Source organism: Dyadobacter sp. HNCC25DJ185 (assembly GCF_056895195.1).
Genome location: NZ_JBXHAR010000004.1, coordinates 240,527 through 260,091, shown reverse-complemented (window position 1 = coordinate 260,091; position 19,565 = coordinate 240,527). Strand labels below are relative to the sequence as shown.

The following is a 19,565-nucleotide window of genomic DNA, read 5'->3' as shown; positions in this document are numbered from 1 at the left end:
TATAACATACACTTAAACATCATACTGGCAAAAATATGTGCGGAATAGTAGCTTATGTTGGAAATAGAGAGGCATTGCCTTTGATCCTTAGGGGTCTCAAACGTCTGGAATACCGTGGTTACGATAGCTCCGGTGTCGCGCTGCTGGAAAAGGGGAAATTGAATATTTACAAGAAGAAGGGGAAGGTGTCAGATCTGGAATCCGAGCTCTCAGGCAAACAGATCAGTGCCACAATTGGGATTGGGCATACGAGATGGGCCACTCACGGAGAGCCAAACGATACGAATGCACATCCACACTTTTCCAATAATCGGCGCTTGTCCATCATCCACAATGGTATCATTGAGAATTATGCCGCCATCAAACAAAATTTGATCAAAAAGGGGCACATTTTTCTGAGCGAAACGGACACAGAAGTCCTGATTCACTTTATCGAGGATATTCAGATTGAGACGGGTGGCACCCTGGAAGCGGCCCTTAAACTGGCATTGAAAGAAATAGTTGGGGCTTACGCCATCGTCGTGTTGTCGGCTGATCATCCCCGGCAATTGATCGCAGCCAGAAAAGGAAGCCCGCTTGTGATCGGAGTGGGAGAGCAGGAGTTCTTTTTCGCCTCGGATGCGACGCCGATCATCGAATACACCAAAGACGTAGTTTATCTGGATGATTACGAAGTGGCCGTGATAAACGAAGGCAAGTTGAGCATTCAGAACCTGAATAATGATACCGAGACGATCCCGTACATTCAGAAACTTGAAATGGAGTTGGAAACGATCGAAAAGGGTGGTTATGATCATTTCATGATCAAAGAGATTTTTGAGCAGCCCAAATCGATTGGTGACAGTATGCGGGGGAGGTTGCGCGCTGAAGATGCCCATTTACAATTGGGAGGGCTAAGTAATTACCTCGATAAGCTTGCGGAATCCGAAAGGATCGTGATTGTCGGTTGTGGTACCTCGTGGCATGCCGGGCTAGTTGCCGAATATCTGTTCGAAGAACTGGCGAGGATCAATGTGGAGGTGGAGTACGCATCGGAATTCAGGTACAGAAATCCTGTAATCAGGGAAAATGATATTGTTATTGCTATTTCGCAGTCGGGCGAAACAGCGGATACGCTCGCAGCGATCGAACTGGCCAAATCCAAGGGCGCGACTATTTTTGGTGTTTGCAATGTGGTGGGGTCGTCTATTGCGCGTGCAACGAACGCAGGTGCGTACACACATGCAGGCCCCGAGATCGGCGTCGCAAGTACCAAGGCATTCACTGCGCAGGTTACCGTTTTAACATTGATGGCTATTGCAACCGCAAAAAGGAAGGGCACGATTACGGAGGAAACCTACAGGGAATTGCTCATCGAGCTGGAAAACATTCCGGGAAAAGTCGAGAGCGTATTTGTCAATGCCTCTAAAATCAAGGAAATCGCGTTCATCTTTACCTATGCCAGAAATTTTATTTACCTGGGGCGTGGACTGAATTTTCCGGTCGCACTCGAGGGGGCTCTGAAGCTGAAAGAGATCTCCTATATCCACGCAGAAGGCTACCCTGCCGCTGAAATGAAACATGGACCGATTGCGCTGATCGATGAAGATATGCCGGTGGTTTTCCTGGCAACCAGAGATAGCTCGTACGAAAAGATTGTTTCCAACATCCAGGAAGTAAAGGCCCGTAAGGGGAGGGTGATAGCAATCGTTACGGAAGGCGATAAACTGATTCCCGGAATGGTGGATTTCGTTATCGAGGTGCCTGAAACACATGAAATCCTCACACCGCTTGTCTCCGTGATTCCCTTGCAATTGCTGTCCTACTATATTGCAGTGATGCGCGGCCGGAATGTGGACCAGCCTCGGAATCTTGCCAAATCGGTTACGGTTGAATAAATCGGGCATTGGGACGGCTTGAAATTGGAAATAATGAACCACGGTTTTCGTTAGCTTTGCGCAATGCATCACCGCGAGAATTCAAACTTTATGTTTAAGCCGTCCCGCCACTTATTTGTTCAGATTTTAGCCTTACTTATTTTTTCTTCTTGTAAAAAAGAAAGTCAGGGTTATATACCAAAGCCAAAGGGCTACAACAGGATAGACCTGCCAGGCCATCATTATCAAAAGCTGGTGGGGCAACATCCCTATACATTTGAAGTTTCCAAATATGCTGAGGTCGTTCCCGACACTTTTGCAATGGCTGGTAAAGACTGGATTTTTATTAATTATCCCCGCTTTAAAGCAAATATCCAGATCACCTATAAACCGGTCCAAAACGATCCGGCGAAGCTAAAAGCCTTCATTGATGATAGTTACAAGCTGACAGTCAAACATCAGATACGCGCGTCCTCTATCCAGGAACAGAAAATCCTGACGCCGGCCGGACTCACCGCCATGATATTCAAGATCGAGGGAGATGTGCCAAGCCCGTACCAGTTTTATACTACCGACAGTACCGTTCATTTTTTGAGAGGAGCCATTTACTTTCCTACTGCCATCAAAAACGACTCCCTGGCCCCAGTAATCGACTACCTTCAGAAAGATATGGTGAGATTGCTGACAACACTGGAATGGAGATAAAATTGGTATAGGTAGTTGGAGTGAAATCAGGAAGGCATTATCTTTGGGGTCTCTCACCTCAACAACATCAACAAAATGGCTAAAAAGCAACCCAAAAACCAGCTTCTTCTCGATTTTTCGGTTCGAGGAAACAGGGTCGTCCTGCAACTTGGACAGGTGGAAAGCCGGCGGGTCGCGGATCAGCTATTCGAAGGTTTAGTAAACGGCGACTGGATGATAGAACCAGCTGGTGAAGTCGCTGATATTTCTTATGCACAGGATATTGTTCATCAGATCGGTCATAAGTTGCCTTATCCAGAGGGAGTAAAAATTGCACAGCTACATCATGTGGATCCTTCTTTTAAAGGTTTTTCGGCTATATATCGTCAGAAAGGCTGGGTCTTTGTAAATGCCGCTTCGGAAATCAACGAGCGGAATTACCATATTCACTTGCTTACTGTTTCTTTGGGGTTGCACACCTTGTATGCAAGCACTACATCCCTTGCCGCCCGCTCTGAGCAACTCATTTTCGAGGCACTGCTTCCCTACAAAGAAGTCGAGACGTTTTTCAGGGATGATATTTCTAAAATTCCCGACTTCCTTGCTTCTGATATTGCTAATTTTTTCAAAGTTCCTTTCCCAATGGTACTGAAAAGGGCGCTATCATTAAAAATTATCTCCGATGAGCAGTACAGGACTTTTATGACCGTCACACCCGCCGCTTCTTCAAAGCCGCGGGAATTGTTCCTGAGTAAAGACGGTAATATCGACGACCTGGAGGCCCAGTTGTTCTCAGGACGGCTAGGAGAATAATAGCGTTACTTTTTTAACTCCAGATTACTAAGATCGGGAAGGGGGCTTACCGAAGTCCACCCCCCATCTACAACCAGACTTTGTCCGGTAATGTGCCCGGAGTGTGGTGAAAGCATGAAAAGTGCTGCGTTGGCGATATCCTCACAAATAGCAGGTCGTCCCATCGGCGTGATCGCCGACCAGATTTTGGGGTAGGTTGGATCTTCTGCTAATGTCCTCTCAGTCAAAGTAGCACCGGGAGCCACCGTGTTAATGGTAATCCCGTATGGCGAAAGTTCGAGGACAAGATTTTTTGCCAGCATTTCCAATCCTGCTTTGGTCATGGCATATGCACCCAGAAATTGGTGTGCCTGATGACCAACCACCGATGACATCAATAAGATCCGCCCGCCTGATTTCTGCTTCCGCATTTGCCTGGCAGCTGCCTGGGTGAGTAAAAAGGAACCCATTAAATTTACTTCCAGGACTTTTTGAAGGCTGGCAATGGGGTACTCGAAGAAGTCTCCAAAGAGCGTAATCCCAGCATTCGCAACAGATATGGTTAATTTACCGAAGCATTTGACTGCTTCTTCAACCATTCCGTCAATGATCTCGGGTTTCGCCGCATCACCAGCGAAGGCGATACAATTTCCGCCCTCCTCCCGGATTTTTCGGGCAGCATCAGCAGCGAGCGCTTCGTCTGCGTCGTTAAGAATGACGCCAGCACCCTGGAAAGCGAGCTGGCGTGCTATTTCAAATCCAATTCCCTGCCCCGCCCCGGTAATGACCGCGACCTGGCTATTAAAAAGTTGGTTATTCATTTTCAATTAGGTCAATGTGAATCTCTTGCCACCTTATCTCCCGAACCACCTTTTAAAAAGTCTAGGTCCGCACCTTCATGCGCCTGCAGTACGTGTTGGATATGAAGATTAACGTATCCGCGGTTGTAACCCAGATCCAGCGGTTTCCAGAGTTCCTTCCGACGCGCCAGTTCCTCCGGCGAGACTTCCAGGTTCAGACTCCGGTTCTCCACATCCAGCTCAATGATGTCCCCATCCTGAACCAACGCCAGGGTACCGCCTACAGCTGCTTCCGGTGAAACGTGCAAAACAACTGTTCCAAATCCGGTGCCGCTCATTCTTCCGTCCGAAATGCGGATCATGTCGATCACGCCTTGTGCCAGCAGCTTCTTGGGAAGGGACATATTGCCTACTTCCGGCATGCCAGGATAACCTTTCGGTCCGACATTCTTCAGTACCAGGATGCTGTTTTCATCCACATCCAGCTCAGGATCATCCAGCCGGGCTTTGTAATCGTCGATATCTTCAAAAACCACTGCCTTACCCCGGTGCTGCATTAACTCGGGTTTCAACGATGCCGAAGGTTTGATCACCGCGCCATTTTCACAGAGGTTACCTTTCACGACGGCCAATCCTGTAAAATCTTTGATCGGTTGCGCCAGCGAGCCGATGACTTCCGGATCGAAACATTCAGCATTGCTGCAATTCTCGGCCAGGGTTTTACCATTCGCCGTGATCACGTCCTGGTGCAGGATCGAGCTAAGTTCTTTGATGACCACCGGCAACCCGCCCGCGTAGTAAAAATCTTCCATAAAATATCCGCCGGAAGGCTGCAAATTGAGCAGCAGAGGCACATTTTTACAAAGCACATTGAAATCATCGAGCGTAAGATCCACCCCAATCCTTCCCGCAATCGCCAGCAAATGGATCACAAAATTGGTAGATCCGCCGATGGCCGCATTGATCATAATCGCGTTTTCGAAAGCTTCTTTGGTCAAAATATGGGACAGGCGCAAGTCGTCCTTCACCATTTGCACAATTCTGCGGCCCGTCAAATGTGCCTGCACTTTCCGCCGTGAATCCGCCGCCGGGATGGCTGCATTTCCAGGCAATGTAATGCCAAGCGATTCTACCATACAAGCCATAGTCGATGCCGTTCCCATCACCGCACAGTGCCCGTTGCTCCTGGCCATACACGCTTCGGAAGTCGTAAATTCTTCCTGCGTCATTTCGCCTTTTCTATATAGCTCGCTGAATCGCCAAACGTCGCTGGTACCCATGTTTTTGCCCCGGTATTTGCCGGTGAGCATAGGTCCGCCTGATAACACAATGGTAGGAATGTCAACACTCGCGGCGCCCATCACCAGAGAGGGCGTTGTTTTGTCGCATCCGCAAAGCAATACCACACCATCGATCGGATTGGCGCGGATGGATTCTTCCACGTCCATACTTGCCAGGTTTCGGTACAGCATAGCCGTAGGCTTGATCAATGTTTCGCCTAGCGACATCACCGGGAATTCCAGAGGGAAACCGCCTGCTTCCCAAACCCCGCGTTTTACCGATTCGGCGAGATCCCGAAAATGGCCGTTGCAAGGCGTCAGTTCCGAAAATGTATTGCAAATTCCGATCACCGGGCGGCCGTCGAATTCGTCGGCGGGGTAGCCCTGATTCTTCATCCATGCCCTGTATATGAAACCATCCTTGCCCGATTTACCAAACCAGTCCCTGCTTCGCAATTTATTTTCTTCCATTATTTCTTCGCCATGATTTAAATTCAATTAAGTAAAGGCCGTTTTCAGTAAAATATAATTCCGTTAACCCTTTAAAATAAATATTGTATCTTCGTTTTACACGTGCCAGGTATTGTCCATGATTTTGCTCAGAGTTCATAAACTATTGCCCTGCTTGCTTTTAACACTTGTTGCATTCCCCTCTATTGCGCAGTTCCAGGCTGATGGTTTTATTGAAAGATTGCTGAAAAAACACCCCGAAAGGTTCTCCGAAATACTTAATAAGCCAGATAAATACAGGGTACAGATTCTGTATACGCGCATTGACAGAAACAAGAAGAATGAACCCCACTTCACGACCCATGGGTACCGGGTCAACAACTCAGAGTATTTTTATCCGGCCAGCACGGTAAAGCTACCCGCCGTTGCGCTTGCATTTGAAAAGTTAAATAAGCTAGGCATCGACAAATACACGCCCATGCTTACCGGCGCAGACAGGCCGGAGCAAACAAAAGCCGAGAAAGATACCTCTGCTGAAAGCGGTTTGCCGTCGGTTGCACATTATGCGAAGAAAATACTCCTGGCTAGTGACAATGACGCTTTTAACCGGTTATATGAATTCATCGGCCAGCAGGAATTCAATGATAGTCTTCATAAGAAAAGTTTTGTCAATGCACGTATCGTACACAGGCTGGAATCGCCGATTGGGCATGAGAATAACCGGTATACCAATCCGATCCGGTTTGAAAAAGATGGGAAGGTAGTTTACGATCAGCCTGCCAGATACAATGATAAGGAGTACAAAGCGCCTGAGAAGATCCTCATGGGCAAAGGCTACATGAAAAATGGGGTTTTGGTGAATGAGCCATTTGATTTTACCACCAAAAACTTTTTCCCGCTGGAAGAGCAGCACCGGGTGCTGAAAGTGCTTTTTTTTCCTGACCAGGCCCCTGCGAGCGAAAGATTTAACTTAACTCCTGACGATTATAAGTTCATTTACCAATACATGTCGCAGTTTCCGGTGGAAACGGATTTTCCGGCCAGCTATACCGACGATTATTACGACGGATATGTCAAATTTCTGATGTTCGGGGCCACCAAAACCAGGCTTCCCCGCCATATCCGGCTGTTCAACAAGAGTGGTGACGCTTATGGTTTCTTACTAGACAACGCATATATCGCTGATTTCGAAAAGGGTATTGAGTTTATGCTGACTGCCGTTATCTATTGTAACGACGACGAGATCTTCAATGACGACAAGTACGATTATGACACCATCGGGTTGCCCTTTATGGCGGGCTTGGGCAAGACTTTCTTTGAATACGAGCTAAGTCGCAAGCGTCCGGTACGTCCGGATCTGGGAAGATTTGAAGTCGAATACGACAAATAAAATTCAGGAAACCTTCATTTTTAGCCGCGGCGCGATCTGGCAAATGTAAAGGTTGATAAAATGCCCGATGATCAGCAGGGCGGAGCCCACATAGCCCAGCCAGGAAAAGATAAAATGCTTTCCTTCAAAAATCAGTGAAGCTGAAAACAAAGTCAGCGCTCCCCAAAGCAAAATTCCCAGCGGTAAAGATTTATGATTACGCGTTGCATAGTAAACGGCCAGGCCATTGATCAATATAAACAGATAGTCAAGCGAGCGAAGACCGGTATGTGCGTGATGGGATAAAACCGTAGAACTGAATGCCAATGCAGGCATCAGCATGCAGTGTACAATGCAGAGCACGGAACCCAGAATTCCAATGTAGTCGGCCTTACTATGTGAATGTGCTTCTTTCATTTGTAGATACAATGATGTTGCAAAAATAACACGATTTGGCGGTAGTTGCAACCGAGTTGCAAAATATTTCGCACGTACAATTCTCTTTCTTTACTCAAATACAAAAGAATTGGAAATTGTAAGAGTTAGAACTTAACTTTGGTCGGAAAGGTTTACAAAAGGACGAACCATCAAACGATTGGAGACAATGGACCAGTTAAGAGAAACGCTGAAAGGCCACCATTTGCGGACTACAACCTGCCGGGAAGACGTGCTCTCTACGTTTATTAGTAAAAAGAATGCGCTTTCTCATGGTGATCTTGAAGGGGCCTTGGGAGAAAATTATGATCGCGTAACCATCTATCGCACGCTGAAAACTTTCCTCGAAAAAGGGATCATCCACAAAGTGCTGGACGATGAGGGCCTGCGCTACGCCTTATGTTCGCACAGTTGCTCCGAAGAAAAACACCAGCACGATCATATCCATTTCAAATGCAGCGAATGCGGAGAAACCAATTGTCTGGAAACCCTTCACATTCCGGCAATACAACTTCCAGCCGGTTACCATGCCGAAAATTTCAATCTGCTGATTCAGGGTGTTTGCCCGAAATGTAATTGAGGTTTGTGAAACAGGTCTAAGTCCATTTCACAAACCATTCTGAGTTACTGGATTTTTAAATTAAAATTCAGGTTCACATCATCGCTTCCAGGCACAGGCGTGCCATTTTTCACACCAGGCTGGTGACGCAGCTGAACGGTGAGCTTTCCAATTCCCATAGCCCCCGTTACTGCTTTTCCCGTTAACCCAATCGGATAATTGTTAACATCCTTATCGCCATACGTATAGGTCAGCAAGGCGGCAGGGGATGCGGTATAGATGAATAAATGTTCATCCGATTCCTTGCTTACTTCGGCCGTAATATCACTAACGGGCGTTTTGCTTTCGTCGAGTAGCTCAATGGCCATGGTGTAAGTTTTATTTGGTTTTAATGCAATGGTGTCAAATTTCGTAGGCAAATTTCCGCCATCCCCGTCTGCATCTTTATAAGAGAATGAACTTACAGTCGAGGTTCCTTCCTCAGTAAATTTGAGCGTTACGGAAGTGACCAGCTCATTTTCGTCGTCTGGCGTCAGGGCCTCTCCTGAATCTTTACATTGCGTAAAAGCAACGGTGGTGCCGACCAGCAGCATCCATACCAAATTGCGGGTCATTTTCATAAGTAACAGGTTTATTGATTGTATTGATAAATTTTTCAGGCTCCAAATTTCCATTTCAGGCGTAAGGATGTATTGCGACCCATATCGTCGGCGTAATACCGGAACCGGTTGAGATAGTCCCGATACACCGCATTGAAAAGGTTCTGAATGCCGATACCTATTTCCAATTGTTGTTTGTCGGAGACTTTCAGTGTAGTTCCCGCTTGCAGGCTCCAAAGGGAATAGGCTTTCGGCGGCGGAAGAAAATCGGATGCCGGAGGTACCCTTTTTTGCTGGGCTACATACAGGTTTCCGATAGAAATAAAAACCTGATGCAGTTTTCCGCGATCCGGAATTTCGTACTTCATCTGGTTGTCCAGCCTGTTTGGCGGTATCATCACCAGATAATTGTTATTTCTCTGGTCGTAAACCCGCAGATAGCTTAGCTTGCTGGAAATGGTCGCACTTTTTACAAATTCCCAACTTGCCGACAGATCAATCCCCTTAAAAGAAGCGTCCGTTTGGGTGTACTTAAAATAAGGGAAAGCGCCGCGGATGGTCAGTATCGGTTCAGGCTGGGGTTTCAGGTAGATGAAATCAGAAATGTAATTGTAATAGCCGCCCAGCTCCACCGCCCAGCGGGCATCTGCGTACTTCACGCTCCCAATAGTGTTCAGTGCCTTTTCGGATTGGAGCGTTGCATCGCCTTTCTCGTATGCAGCCGCACCGTGGTGTACGCCGTCGCTGAACAGCTCGCTCACATTGGGGGCGCGCCAGGCTGTACCTACATTCAATCTTGCAGAAAAGCGGTCAGAGAAATTTCGGGTTGCTCCCAATGTTCCCGAAAAATTAGCGAATTGGAATGCATTGGACACTTTTTCACGACTTACGATCCTGTAGGTTTTCAATGTTCGGTAATCATATCTTACTCCCGCTTCCAATTCCCAGCCATTTTTCACATAGCGTTCAATCCAGAAAAGCCCGATATTGAACTGGTTAAAATTGGGTATCAATGGTCGGCCATCCATCAGGTTATACTGATAAAATGTGCTCACACCTACCTGTCCGGCGATTTTGCCCGCAATAGGTTTATGGTCCCACAGCACATCGTTGGTTAATGTGGTCAGCTTAAATGTGAGTTCAGGATGGTTCAGTGCAGCGAGGGAATCGTTTCGCGGGCGATGCAGGTCGTATTCATTCCGGTCGTTTATCTGCCTCGCAATCGTCCATTGAAAACGGTTCCCATCCTTAAAATGGTAATGCGTTTCGGCTTTCAAAAGGTCGTGGGTAACGTTCTGATTAGGCCGCCCGATCTCATAACTGAATCCTGATTTCACAAACGGCTCCCCATTTTTGATCACATTCAATAAATCGGTGACGCTGCCGATATGTGAGCCAGAAAATATACCGATCCTGGTGTCGAACCTGCTATAAAACAGGTCAATGCCCAAGCTGCCGTGCCGGTAACCGGCCGCAAGCGAAAAGTTTTTCTCGCTGATTCCAGTGTTATCGAGGTAATATTTGGGAGTCTTAATGTTCCCACCTCTTTTGATTGTTCCCTGGGCCCTCCATCCAAATCCTTTGAATCCTGTGATTCCACCTTGCAAAGTGCCAGATAAAACGCCTTGTTTTCCGTTAGAAAAGCCCACCGCATTGGTTTCGCCGCTCATCGGCTTGTTAAATGGAAGTTCTTCGGGTTCTACCAATATCACACCGCCAATTGCATCGGAACCATAACGGACGCCCGCAGCTCCTTTTACAACGGATAGCCTTGTGGCAATAAACGGGTCGATTTCTGGGGCATGCTCGGAGCCCCATTGCTGTCCTTCCTGCCGCACACCATTGTTCATGATCAGGATACGGTTGCTGTGCAGACCATGAATGACAGGTTTGGAAATTGAAGAGCCTGTTTGTAAGGTGGTTACACCGGCCAGGCCTTTGAGGCTCTCACCGAGGTTCTGTCCCCGTGTTTTTTCCAGCTCAATGCCCGACAGCGTGGTGAGAGGCTGCGAAGATGGCGCTTCCGTGCGATGAGCGGTTATTTCTACGTCTTTTAAATGGACTTCCTGTTCAAGCAAATTGAAGTTTTCTTCATGCCCTGCTGTCAGGTCAACTTTTTGCTGGAAAGATTGATAGCCAACAATCCTGCATTCGAGAATGTAGGAGCCCGGGCAGAGGTTTCGCAATTCGTACCGGCCATTATGATCTGTAAAGACGCCCGCATTCAGTCCCGTGATCAGAACGGTCGCGCCAACAACCGGCTGTCCGCTATGCTGGTCCTTCACTATCCCTTTAACAAAACAGGCGCATTCATGTTTTTGACCAAAGCAATCGACGATGATCCATGAAAATATAAAGCTGAGAAGGATCCGGTTCATTGAGTACATGCACGCCAACTTTTTCAACTGGCGATTCGTTTTTGATACAATGTTGCAAAAATAGCATCATTGCAACTATGTTGCAATTAAAATCTGCAACTATTTGCGCATTTTTAGGGCCTATTATCGAGAGGATCGTAAATTTGCAGTCTATTACCTGCTTTTTGAACTTTGTCTGACCTGCTTTTTGCCAAAATCCTCTTAATGCCGCCGCTGATAGCTGCTGTAACTTTGGCCGTCAGAAAATGGGGAGAGGGGCTGGGTGGCTGGATCGGCGGTTTTCCGTGGGTAGCGGGCCCCATCTCGTTTTTTATCGCGCTGGAACATGGTGCGTCCTTTGCTGCATCTACGGTAACTTCCGCTTTACTTGGATCTATTGGAACAATTCTGTTCGCCCTCGTCTATTCTATGCTCTCGCCAAGGTTTTCATGGTTACCCACGGTGGTGATCAGCTATGCTGTTTATTTTGCGATAGCGGTGCTTTCTATCGGTCGAGACGTTTCTCTTCCGGTTGCAGCTGGTTTGAATTTGGCGGTGCTGACGGCAGTCCTGTATTTTTTCCCAAAACCCAAGGCGACCGGAGATGTCAGGAAACAACCTTTATACGACATTCCGCTTAGAATGCTTGTATCTACCTTTTTTGTTGTATTGCTTACTCAGGCTGCCGATTATCTCGGACCTACGTGGAGTGGTATTTTAACACCCTTTCCGATCATGACATCCACCCTTGCGGTTTTCACGCACGCGCAACAGGGATCTGTGGCGGCTGCGCGGATTTTATATGGATTAATGCTGGCCGGATACGGTTTTGTCGCTTTCCTGATAGGGGTGGCCTGGATCGTTCCCGAGATGTCCATTGGTGCCGCCTATGGCATTTTGGTGATCGGTACTATGCTTGTAAATGGGGTAACGATCAGGCTGGTCCGCTGAACGGACCAACGCCGGATTCTGTTTAAACCCTTTCCAGCTTCACCGGATAGGTCTTTTTGGCATTCCATTGGCACACGTAGATATTGTGGTCGTTGTCAATGCAAACGTCGTGGCAATGCATAAAAATAGGCTTTTCCTGCACCATCAGCTGCAATTCACCATTTCGGTACTCAGGAGCTGTACCTCCCGGATTGGAAACAACTTTGTTATTCTTATCGATAATCGTCACAAAACCAGAGTTAGGTGTTTGGTTCAGGTAGCGCAGACGCGACCAGCATACCCCGGCATAAAGTGTATCGTCTTTGAAAACCGGTCGGCAGACAAATGCGCCAGGAAGAAACAAGGTGCTCAGGTACTTACCGTCGAGGGTAAACTTCTTGAACGCATTGTGAACCCTGGAAGTAACGAGCAAGGTAGGATTGGCTTTGTCGCGGTAATCCACCGTAATGCCGTGAGCCGTCGAAAACTGGCTGTCACCATCACCTGGGCCACCGAACTTGTCAATAAACTCTCCTTTCTGGTTATATCTCAAAATCCATTGTGATCCGTACCCGTCTGCGATATAAATTGTTCCATCCGGTCCAATGGCAGTTTCTGTGGGTTTGAATGCGTCGGTGTCCTTATACGCACCTGCTTTCGACGGATGCTCAATCGTAAGCAGGATTTTTCCCTTCAGGTCTGTTTTGAAAACCTTTCCTATGTTAGGATCGCAGATGAATAGGAACTCCTCTCCGTTTGCATTCCAGAGCGTAAGGCCATGTCCGCCCGGAAATTCGTGCCCCCAGCTTTCCAGCAGTTTGCCCGACCGGTCATAGATCAGAATGTTGTTTTTGATTTCGTCGCCCACCATGATCAGCCTTCCTTTGCTGTCCTGGACCATTTCGTGGCAATTGTTGATTGGAAATTGAGACGAGTCCAGGTTACCCCATCCCTGGTGGACTTTATATCGATGTGAGCCATGCCCGATGATTTCACCGTCAGCTCTTGATTTGGCGTTCAATATGTAAAAAGGTTTAAATGTAAGGGCTGCTGCGGCAATTGCAGTGATTTTACCGAACTCGCGGCGTGATTGTATATCGGACATGATTCAGTCTTTTCTTCAAAAAAGGCCGCCCCCCCATTTTCTTACTATAAGCAAGATTGTATTTGAATCAGCTTGCCGAATATCGTTTGCCGTAACGGTTCAGCCAATCCATCAGACGATTTACATCCTGCATCCTGAACAGCTCGCTGCCGGCGTTCATGGTAGCGGCAGTTCCGCATGCGACGCCCATTCTTACTGCTTCACGGTAGGATTTTCCTTGAGATAGGGTCCAGACAATGCCGGCCAGCATACTGTCCCCAGCTCCGACGGTGCTTTTGGGCTGGACAGGCGGAGCAGGGATGTGTTCCACCTGGTCTTCGGTCACAAGCATGGCGCCCATTGCTCCCATGGACACGACCACGATCTCGCATTGTCCGCGAATAATTAGAGCACGGGCAGCGTCGTCGACCTCGTCCATTTCAAGTTTGTCCACACCTACCAATTCACTGAGCTCGGTAATGTTCGGTTTTAATAAGAACACACCTGATTCAGTAGCATAGCGAAGCGCGTCGCCTGAGCAGTCGGCTATAAACTTGGCACCCTGTTTATGTGCGATCTGGGCGATTTGCCCGTAAAAATCTTCGGGAACGCCTGGCGGAAGGCTCCCGCTGGCAATTATGTAGGAAGGTTTGGGATCAAATTCTTCCATCGTTTCCAGGATGGATCTTACTTCGGTCGGCATCATTTCGGTACCTGGCATCCCAAACCGGTATTGAAAGCCCGTACTTGTTTCCAATACATGGAAATTCTCACGCGTCCATTGTTTGGTCTCTATGACCATCGTTTCCACCCCTTCACTTTTTACAAGTTTATGAAGTCGCTGTCCGGTGGGGCCGCCAATCGTGAAAATAGCAATCGGATTCCCACCTAAACGGTGAATCGCTTTTGCTACGTTGATACCTCCGCCCCCTGCTTCAAAATTGGGAGTGCCGCATCGTAACTTGTTGTCAGGCACAATGCGGGCCACATTTGAGCTTTTGTCGAGAGCGGGATTGATTGTAAGTGTTACAATTGGTCCGGTAGCCATAAGTGAGAGAGTAGAGTAGTAGTGAGTTTTTTATGCGAATAAAAGAAAAAAAGCGACGTTGTCGTCGTTCATCCTTATTTCTTCACATCAAGCGCGGCTGAATGCCTCAATATTGTCCGTCACTGATCGTCCAACCTCCGTCTACAGTGAACACTTGTCCGGTTGCAAATTTCGAAAAGTCAGACATAAAATAAATAGCTGCTCCGTCCAGATCGGTTGCTAATCCTGGTCTTCCGCCTTCCAGAGGCTGTTTGGTTGAAACATACCCCAAGGATTCCTGCGAATTGTTTTCAGTACCTTCGATAATTCCGGGGGCCAGAACATTGATGCGAATGTTTTTCGAGGCATAGGATGAAGCAATGGACCTGGAAAAACCGACAACCGCCGATTTAGCGGTCGCGTAGGCATGATGTTCAAAGTGGGCCGAGGCAGGAGAGACGCCCAACACAGAGCTCATATTCAGAATGGCCCCTCCTTTATTCATTCCCATAAAAGTTCTTATGGCCGCCTGGTTAGACAACATGAGGGAGGTCAGGTTCAGGTCGAGTGTCTTGTTCCAACCTTCAAGCGAAATTTGATGCAACGGGCCGTCGCCAAATTTCTCACCACTGCCGCCAGCTACATGGTACAGCCCGTCAAAACTGCCGAATTCGCGAATACAAAGTTGAATGGCATCCAATGCCGTTTGCGGATGGGTGGCATCACCCTGTTTGGCCCGCGAAGCGTTTCCGAGGTGTAACTCGGCTATCAGGCAGTTTTCCGGATTCCGGCCCACCACAACCACGCTCGCACCATTTTTTACAAATGCCCTGGCGGCAGAAAGTCCCAAACCGGTTGTTCCTCCAATGATTACAATAGACTTATTTGCTAACCAATTTTCCATCACTATTTTCAAATTTTAATGCAAAGTAGGACTATTACCATAAAAAATAAAAGCGCCGCCTATTTACGTTGAAATAGGTGGCGCTTTATACCTAAGAATTAAGCGGACTAAGCCACAGAACGAAGCAGCGACATGGAAGACTTTTCGAATTTATCTTTTGCGTAGTCAAGCGACAATGTAAAGTCCTTGACATCTTTCTGAGAAGGGAGATCAAACATGGCGTCGGTCATGATAGATTCGCAAATGGACCGTAGCCCACGCGCGCCGAGCTTGTATGTCATAGCTTGGTCAACAATGAAATCGAGAACTTCCTCCTCAAAATGAAGCGTAATACCTTCCATTGCAAATAATTTACTGTACTGTTTTACCAGGGCGTTCTTCGGTTCTGTCAGAATGCGGCGCAATGTTTCCCGATCCAACGGATTGAGGTGCGTCAGGACAGGGAGTCGGCCGATCAGTTCGGGAATCAAACCAAAGGATTTCAAATCCATAGCTGTTACATAACGCATCAGGTTGCCTTTGTCAAAAATCTCAATGATACGGTTATCTCCCGAAAACCCGATCGGCCGGGTATTGATCCTTTTGCCAATGTGCCTTTCGATGCCATCAAATGCGCCCCCGCAAATGAAAAGAATGTTTTCGGTATTAAGGGTAATCATTTTTTGATCAGGATGCTTGCGTCCGCCTTGTGGTGGGACATTCACAATTGAGCCTTCGAGTAATTTCAGCAGTGCCTGCTGAACGCCCTCGCCGCTTACATCCCTGGTAATAGAAGGGTTATCGGATTTACGCGCAATTTTATCGATCTCATCAATGTAAACGATACCTCTTTCAGCGGCTTCCACATTGTAGTCCGCGGCTTGCAAAAGACGTGTCAGGATCGTTTCAACATCCTCGCCCACATAACCTGCTTCGGTAACAACAGTAGCATCAGCCACACAAAATGGTACCTGGAGAATACGGGCAATGGATTTGGCCAGGTAGGTTTTCCCCGTTCCAGTTTCACCAACCATAATGATGTTTGATTTCTCGATGACGACGTCATCTTCTGTGCTGGTCTGGTTAAGCCGTTTGTAGTGATTGTATACTGCAACCGCCAACGAGCGTTTTGCTTCATCCTGGCCGATCACGTACTGTTCGAGAAAACGTTTGATTTCGGCAGGCGGGATAGGCTTGAGTTTGGGGAGCTTGGTTTTTTTCTCCTTTTTATCTTCTTTCGGGCCCAGTTCCTCGGTAATTACCTGATGCCCCTGTGCAATGCAGTGATTACAAATGTGTGCATCTATTCCGGATAGTAATAAATCTACCTCATTTTTCTTACGTCCGCAGAACGAACAACTTACTTGTGCCATTGATCCTTATAATCTTTGTTGATTTGCCGGTGTACCAATCCGAAATGATGGTATAAAAGAGCCTGGAAAACCAATTAACAAGAAGACATTAATTATTGTTTCAATTTGACGGGCCATTTCCAGGTCAGGGTATTTGTAGGCGAATTTCCGGTTTTTTAACCGGGTTACCAAATTCGGGAGCGGCCATACAATAAAATGGCCCGGACAGACATGCTATCCGGGCCATCCAAGAAGGACTTAGTGCACTATTTTTCTCTTGTCAGAACTTCATCAATCAATCCGTATTCTTTTGCCTCGGTAGCTTTCAGCCACTTGTCGCGGTCAGAATCCAACGCAATTTGCTCGGCGGTCTGGCCGGTGTGATTGGCAAGGATCTCATATAGCTCATGACGCAGTTTCACGATTTCACGGGTTGTGATCTCGATATCAACCGATGTTCCCTGGGCACCGCCGGATGGCTGGTGGATCATCACGCGTGCATGTGGAAGTGCAGAACGCTTTCCTGCGGCCCCGCCAGCCAGCAGCACCGCGCCCATGGATGCAGCCAGACTGGTACATACAGTCGCTACGTCGGGACGCACATATTGCATGGTGTCGTAAATACCCAGCCCTGCATAAACCGATCCGCCCGGACTATTAATGTACATCAGGATATCTTTTTTTGCGTCGGCCGATTCCAGGAATAGCAGCTGTGCGACAATAATATTGGCAATGTTATCGTCAACCCCGGTTCCCATAAATATGATACGGTCGGCCATTAAACGTGAGAACACGTCGACCTCCCGGAAATTCATTGGACGCTCTTCGATAACGGAGCGTGTCATGTTGTCAATGGTGTGGTTTACGTAGCCGTCAACTGTAAGGCCATTCATGCCGAGATGGTGAACAGCGTATTTTCTAAATTCATTTCCGTGATTCATCGATAAACTTAAATTTAATTGAATTTATATTTAAAGGGCAAAATGACTAAGAGAACAAAAAGCAATATATGTTAGTTTCTGATTATAAACCCACTTGCAATTCTTTCACTTGTCACAAAATTGACTATTTCATTCAATAATCCTTGTCAATTTCTGTGATAAATTATCGGAATTTGCGAGAGTCAGCTATGAATGTGGTGATTACCTTGCATCATGAATTGTTACTAACAGAAAACATACCGCAATATGAATATTGCATCCAACTTATCAGAGAAAATCCGCCAGATCCGCCTCCAAAAGGGTTTGTCCCAGGAAAATATGGCCGATATGCTGGGCCTGTCGACAACAGCATATGGTGATCTGGAAAGAGGGCGGACCGAACTTTCCATTTCACGTTTGGAAAACATTTCAAAATTATTGGAAATACCGCTCCCCGATTTAATGGGTTTTGATTCGGTAACCATGTCCGAAACTGAATGGTTGCGTCAGGAAAATACCAGGCTGATAGCAGAAAACAGGCGCTTGCTGAACGAGCTGGATCAGTGGAAGTTGAAGTTCAGACAATGGTTTGGCGAAGGTATTGTACGTGAGATTGGAGAACATCGGGAACGGATCGGCTTTAAATAAAAAACACCGCCCCGAAATCCGGGACGGTGAAAATATCTAACGAATACGGATCAGGCTTCTACTTCTTCACCTTTGGCCAGTTTTTCGAATTCGCTTACTTCAATGGTCTGCTCGTCGGTAGTGACCTGCCCACGGATGATATCCAGGACCTTGTTATCGAATACCTGATTGAAGATGCTTGTATAGTTATCGCGTTCTTTGTCCGCCAGATAGCCTTGTGCGACGCGGTCGATGGTTTCCTTCATGCTTTCGTCGTCACCGTAAATGCCGAATTGTCCCTTCACCATTTCTCGGGTAAATGCGAGGATTTCAGGATATTCAACTTTAACTCCCTCTTTGTCGGCAATTTTGTTTTTGATCAGGCTCAACTTCAGGGATTTTTGAAAATCGCTAAATTGTTCCTCTATCTGTTCGCGTGTGAATTTGCCTTCGTTAGTACGCTCCAGCCAGTCTTTCAAAAATTCACCGGGAAGCTCAATCGCAATGTTATCGAGCAAGGTATTCTCAATATCGCGACGTAAAAGAGCTTCGGTTTCACGCTCGTAATTCCCTCTGATGATTTCAAGGACCTTTTCGTTGAACTGCTCTTCGCTTTCAGCCTGTCCGGGGCCCAACACTTTATCAAAAAACTCCTGCGTCAAGGCGGCCGGTGCAGACCGTGTGATGTCTTCCACTACCAGCGTAAAATCGCCCGACAGTTCTCCGATATCTTCTTTCTTCTTACCGGTAACATGAGCGATAGCCGATTCATCGGCGAATGTATCCTGAATGTCAAAAACAATCGTATCGTCTTTTTTAACGCCGATGAATTTTGCCAGTGCTTCCTCTTTGATTTGTTTGGTCGGGATTGCCGTTGAAGTAGTGAACTCAGAAGATTCCTGTGTCAGCTTTCCAAAAATCATGTCTCCTGCTTCGCTCACCTCGGGATGAATGCTGTCTGCAAACCTTTCGCGAAGGCTGGTCAATGTTTTGGCCAGTTCCGCATCGTCCACGTTGATCGTGTAACGTTTTACGGCTGGAAGGTCGCTCAGGGTTGCTTCGAAGTCAGTCGCAACACCCAGATCATAGCTGAATTCAAACTGGTTTGGATTGTCCCAGTTTACCTCGGCTGCTTTTTCGCGGTCAGGCACCGGATCGCCCACAACCTGTAATTTATTGTCTCTGATATAGCTGCTTACTGCGTTGCTTAAAAGGTTATTTACCTCATCCACGAGAATACTTTTGCCATACATGCGCTGAATCACATGGGACGGAACTTTGCCTGGACGAAATCCTTTCAGATTAACACGTTTCGAATAATCCTTGATTGTCTTATCAACTTTTGGCTGATAATCTTCTTTGGTCAACGTAACTTTCAGAGAGGCTAATGTGGGCGAACTTTTTTCTAATAAAACTTCCATGAGTCGCTTATGCTGTTGGTAAATACCTTTGGATAAAATAGAAAGAAAAAAACAAATGCCCTCAAAACGAAGTCCTGAGGGCATTTGACGGGTTTATAGTACGGAGCAATTCAACTTTTGCGAGAAATCTGACGCCCCGT

General features: G+C 47.1%; 18 protein-coding genes. 7 read left to right on the top strand and 11 right to left on the bottom strand.

The annotated features are described in order from the left end of the window. Positions 1-35: 35 nt before the first annotated feature. The 3 genes from glmS (at position 36) to AC1XUF_RS12970 (ending at position 3,353) form a co-directional block, all read left to right on the top strand. Positions 36-1,877 carry a glutamine--fructose-6-phosphate transaminase (isomerizing) gene (gene glmS, locus AC1XUF_RS12980; protein ID WP_483342228.1) on the top strand — a complete coding sequence of 614 codons (1,842 nt, stop codon included), beginning with the start codon at positions 36-38 and terminating at the stop codon, positions 1,875-1,877. Between the two features lie 90 nt (positions 1,878-1,967). Then, positions 1,968-2,561: a gliding motility lipoprotein GldD gene (gene gldD, locus AC1XUF_RS12975; RefSeq protein ID WP_483342227.1), complete on the top strand. Its 594-nt coding sequence runs from the start codon at positions 1,968-1,970 to the stop codon at positions 2,559-2,561. Positions 2,562-2,636: 75 nt separating this feature from the next. Next, on the top strand, positions 2,637-3,353 hold the full coding sequence (locus AC1XUF_RS12970; protein ID WP_483342226.1) for a hypothetical protein: 717 nt from the start codon (positions 2,637-2,639) through the stop codon (positions 3,351-3,353). Between the two features lie 5 nt (positions 3,354-3,358). Here AC1XUF_RS12970 and AC1XUF_RS12965 read toward each other — a convergent pair whose 3' ends face one another. Further along, positions 3,359-4,153, bottom strand: coding sequence for an SDR family NAD(P)-dependent oxidoreductase (locus AC1XUF_RS12965; protein ID WP_483342225.1), 795 nt, complete (start codon positions 4,151-4,153; stop codon positions 3,359-3,361). Positions 4,154-4,164: 11 nt separating this feature from the next. After that, positions 4,165-5,883 (bottom strand): IlvD/Edd family dehydratase, encoded by a 1,719-nt coding sequence (locus tag AC1XUF_RS12960; RefSeq protein WP_483342224.1) that lies wholly within the window; start codon positions 5,881-5,883, stop codon positions 4,165-4,167. A gap of 154 nt (positions 5,884-6,037) precedes the next feature. On the opposite strand from AC1XUF_RS12960, the gene AC1XUF_RS12955 reads away from it, so the two are divergent. Continuing rightward, the gene (locus AC1XUF_RS12955; protein WP_483342223.1) at positions 6,038-7,252 is read left to right on the top strand and encodes a serine hydrolase; all 1,215 of its coding nucleotides are present in this window, start codon (positions 6,038-6,040) and stop codon (positions 7,250-7,252) included. A gap of 3 nt (positions 7,253-7,255) precedes the next feature. Here AC1XUF_RS12955 and AC1XUF_RS12950 read toward each other — a convergent pair whose 3' ends face one another. After that, complete coding sequence (locus AC1XUF_RS12950) at positions 7,256-7,648, bottom strand: MerC domain-containing protein (protein ID WP_483342222.1); 393 nt, start codon at positions 7,646-7,648, stop codon at positions 7,256-7,258. Positions 7,649-7,835: 187 nt separating this feature from the next. Between AC1XUF_RS12950 and AC1XUF_RS12945 the strand changes: the two genes are divergently transcribed. Next, the gene (locus tag AC1XUF_RS12945) at positions 7,836-8,246 is read left to right on the top strand and encodes a Fur family transcriptional regulator (protein WP_483342221.1); all 411 of its coding nucleotides are present in this window, start codon (positions 7,836-7,838) and stop codon (positions 8,244-8,246) included. A 44-nt stretch (positions 8,247-8,290) separates the two neighbouring features. On the opposite strand, the gene AC1XUF_RS12940 is transcribed toward AC1XUF_RS12945, so the two are convergent. Both AC1XUF_RS12940 and AC1XUF_RS12935 read right to left on the bottom strand, forming a co-directional pair. Next, positions 8,291-8,845: a hypothetical protein gene (locus AC1XUF_RS12940; RefSeq protein ID WP_483342220.1), complete on the bottom strand. Its 555-nt coding sequence runs from the start codon at positions 8,843-8,845 to the stop codon at positions 8,291-8,293. A gap of 35 nt (positions 8,846-8,880) precedes the next feature. Next, complete coding sequence (locus tag AC1XUF_RS12935) at positions 8,881-11,211, bottom strand: TonB-dependent receptor (protein WP_483342219.1); 2,331 nt, start codon at positions 11,209-11,211, stop codon at positions 8,881-8,883. Between the two features lie 195 nt (positions 11,212-11,406). Here AC1XUF_RS12935 and AC1XUF_RS12930 point away from each other — a divergent pair, with 195 nt between their 5' ends. Next, positions 11,407-12,132, top strand: a complete 726-nt coding sequence (locus AC1XUF_RS12930) for a hypothetical protein (protein WP_483342218.1) — start codon at positions 11,407-11,409, stop codon at positions 12,130-12,132. A gap of 22 nt (positions 12,133-12,154) precedes the next feature. Here the strand turns inward: AC1XUF_RS12930 and AC1XUF_RS12925 are convergent, their stop codons facing one another. The 5 genes from AC1XUF_RS12925 to AC1XUF_RS12905 all read right to left on the bottom strand — a co-directional run bounded on the left by AC1XUF_RS12925 (position 12,155) and on the right by AC1XUF_RS12905 (position 17,398). Continuing rightward, entirely contained in the window at positions 12,155-13,216 is a 1,062-nt protein-coding gene (locus AC1XUF_RS12925; RefSeq protein WP_483342217.1) for an NHL repeat-containing protein, read from the bottom strand. A gap of 67 nt (positions 13,217-13,283) precedes the next feature. Continuing rightward, the gene (locus AC1XUF_RS12920; RefSeq protein ID WP_483342216.1) at positions 13,284-14,243 is read right to left on the bottom strand and encodes a 1-phosphofructokinase family hexose kinase; all 960 of its coding nucleotides are present in this window, start codon (positions 14,241-14,243) and stop codon (positions 13,284-13,286) included. A gap of 106 nt (positions 14,244-14,349) precedes the next feature. Beyond that, complete coding sequence (locus AC1XUF_RS12915) at positions 14,350-15,126, bottom strand: SDR family NAD(P)-dependent oxidoreductase (RefSeq protein ID WP_483342215.1); 777 nt, start codon at positions 15,124-15,126, stop codon at positions 14,350-14,352. Between the two features lie 107 nt (positions 15,127-15,233). After that, positions 15,234-16,478, bottom strand: coding sequence for an ATP-dependent Clp protease ATP-binding subunit ClpX (clpX, locus tag AC1XUF_RS12910; protein ID WP_483342214.1), 1,245 nt, complete (start codon positions 16,476-16,478; stop codon positions 15,234-15,236). Positions 16,479-16,723: 245 nt separating this feature from the next. Beyond that, entirely contained in the window at positions 16,724-17,398 is a 675-nt protein-coding gene (locus AC1XUF_RS12905) for a ClpP family protease (protein ID WP_483342213.1), read from the bottom strand. Positions 17,399-17,644: 246 nt separating this feature from the next. Here AC1XUF_RS12905 and AC1XUF_RS12900 point away from each other — a divergent pair, with 246 nt between their 5' ends. After that, positions 17,645-18,025, top strand: coding sequence for a helix-turn-helix domain-containing protein (locus tag AC1XUF_RS12900; RefSeq protein ID WP_483342212.1), 381 nt, complete (start codon positions 17,645-17,647; stop codon positions 18,023-18,025). 50 nt (positions 18,026-18,075) lie between these two features. On the opposite strand, the gene tig is transcribed toward AC1XUF_RS12900, so the two are convergent. After that, positions 18,076-19,425 (bottom strand): trigger factor, encoded by a 1,350-nt coding sequence (gene tig, locus AC1XUF_RS12895; RefSeq protein WP_483342211.1) that lies wholly within the window; start codon positions 19,423-19,425, stop codon positions 18,076-18,078. Between the last annotated feature and the right edge of the window lie 140 nt (positions 19,426-19,565).

Bases quoted from the DNA above. Each gene is read 5' to 3' on its own strand.
- AC1XUF_RS12940 (WP_483342220.1), bottom strand. From the start codon at position 8,845: ATGAAAATGACCCGCAATTTGGTATGGATGCTGCTGGTCGGCACCACC.
- AC1XUF_RS12920 (WP_483342216.1), bottom strand. From the start codon at position 14,243: ATGGCTACCGGACCAATTGTAACACTTACAATCAATCCCGCTCTCGAC.
- AC1XUF_RS12960 (WP_483342224.1), bottom strand. From the start codon at position 5,883: ATGGAAGAAAATAAATTGCGAAGCAGGGACTGGTTTGGTAAATCGGGC.
- AC1XUF_RS12900 (WP_483342212.1), top strand. From the start codon at position 17,645: ATGAATATTGCATCCAACTTATCAGAGAAAATCCGCCAGATCCGCCTC.
- AC1XUF_RS12965 (WP_483342225.1), bottom strand. From the start codon at position 4,153: ATGAATAACCAACTTTTTAATAGCCAGGTCGCGGTCATTACCGGGGCG.
- AC1XUF_RS12935 (WP_483342219.1), bottom strand. From the start codon at position 11,211: ATGTACTCAATGAACCGGATCCTTCTCAGCTTTATATTTTCATGGATC.
- AC1XUF_RS12915 (WP_483342215.1), bottom strand. From the start codon at position 15,126: ATGGAAAATTGGTTAGCAAATAAGTCTATTGTAATCATTGGAGGAACA.
- AC1XUF_RS12925 (WP_483342217.1), bottom strand. From the start codon at position 13,216: ATGTCCGATATACAATCACGCCGCGAGTTCGGTAAAATCACTGCAATT.
- AC1XUF_RS12970 (WP_483342226.1), top strand. From the start codon at position 2,637: ATGGCTAAAAAGCAACCCAAAAACCAGCTTCTTCTCGATTTTTCGGTT.
- tig (WP_483342211.1), bottom strand. From the start codon at position 19,425: ATGGAAGTTTTATTAGAAAAAAGTTCGCCCACATTAGCCTCTCTGAAA.
- glmS (WP_483342228.1), top strand. From the start codon at position 36: ATGTGCGGAATAGTAGCTTATGTTGGAAATAGAGAGGCATTGCCTTTG.
- clpX (WP_483342214.1), bottom strand. From the start codon at position 16,478: ATGGCACAAGTAAGTTGTTCGTTCTGCGGACGTAAGAAAAATGAGGTA.
- AC1XUF_RS12905 (WP_483342213.1), bottom strand. From the start codon at position 17,398: ATGAATCACGGAAATGAATTTAGAAAATACGCTGTTCACCATCTCGGC.
- AC1XUF_RS12945 (WP_483342221.1), top strand. From the start codon at position 7,836: ATGGACCAGTTAAGAGAAACGCTGAAAGGCCACCATTTGCGGACTACA.
- gldD (WP_483342227.1), top strand. From the start codon at position 1,968: ATGTTTAAGCCGTCCCGCCACTTATTTGTTCAGATTTTAGCCTTACTT.
- AC1XUF_RS12950 (WP_483342222.1), bottom strand. From the start codon at position 7,648: ATGAAAGAAGCACATTCACATAGTAAGGCCGACTACATTGGAATTCTG.
- AC1XUF_RS12930 (WP_483342218.1), top strand. From the start codon at position 11,407: ATGCCGCCGCTGATAGCTGCTGTAACTTTGGCCGTCAGAAAATGGGGA.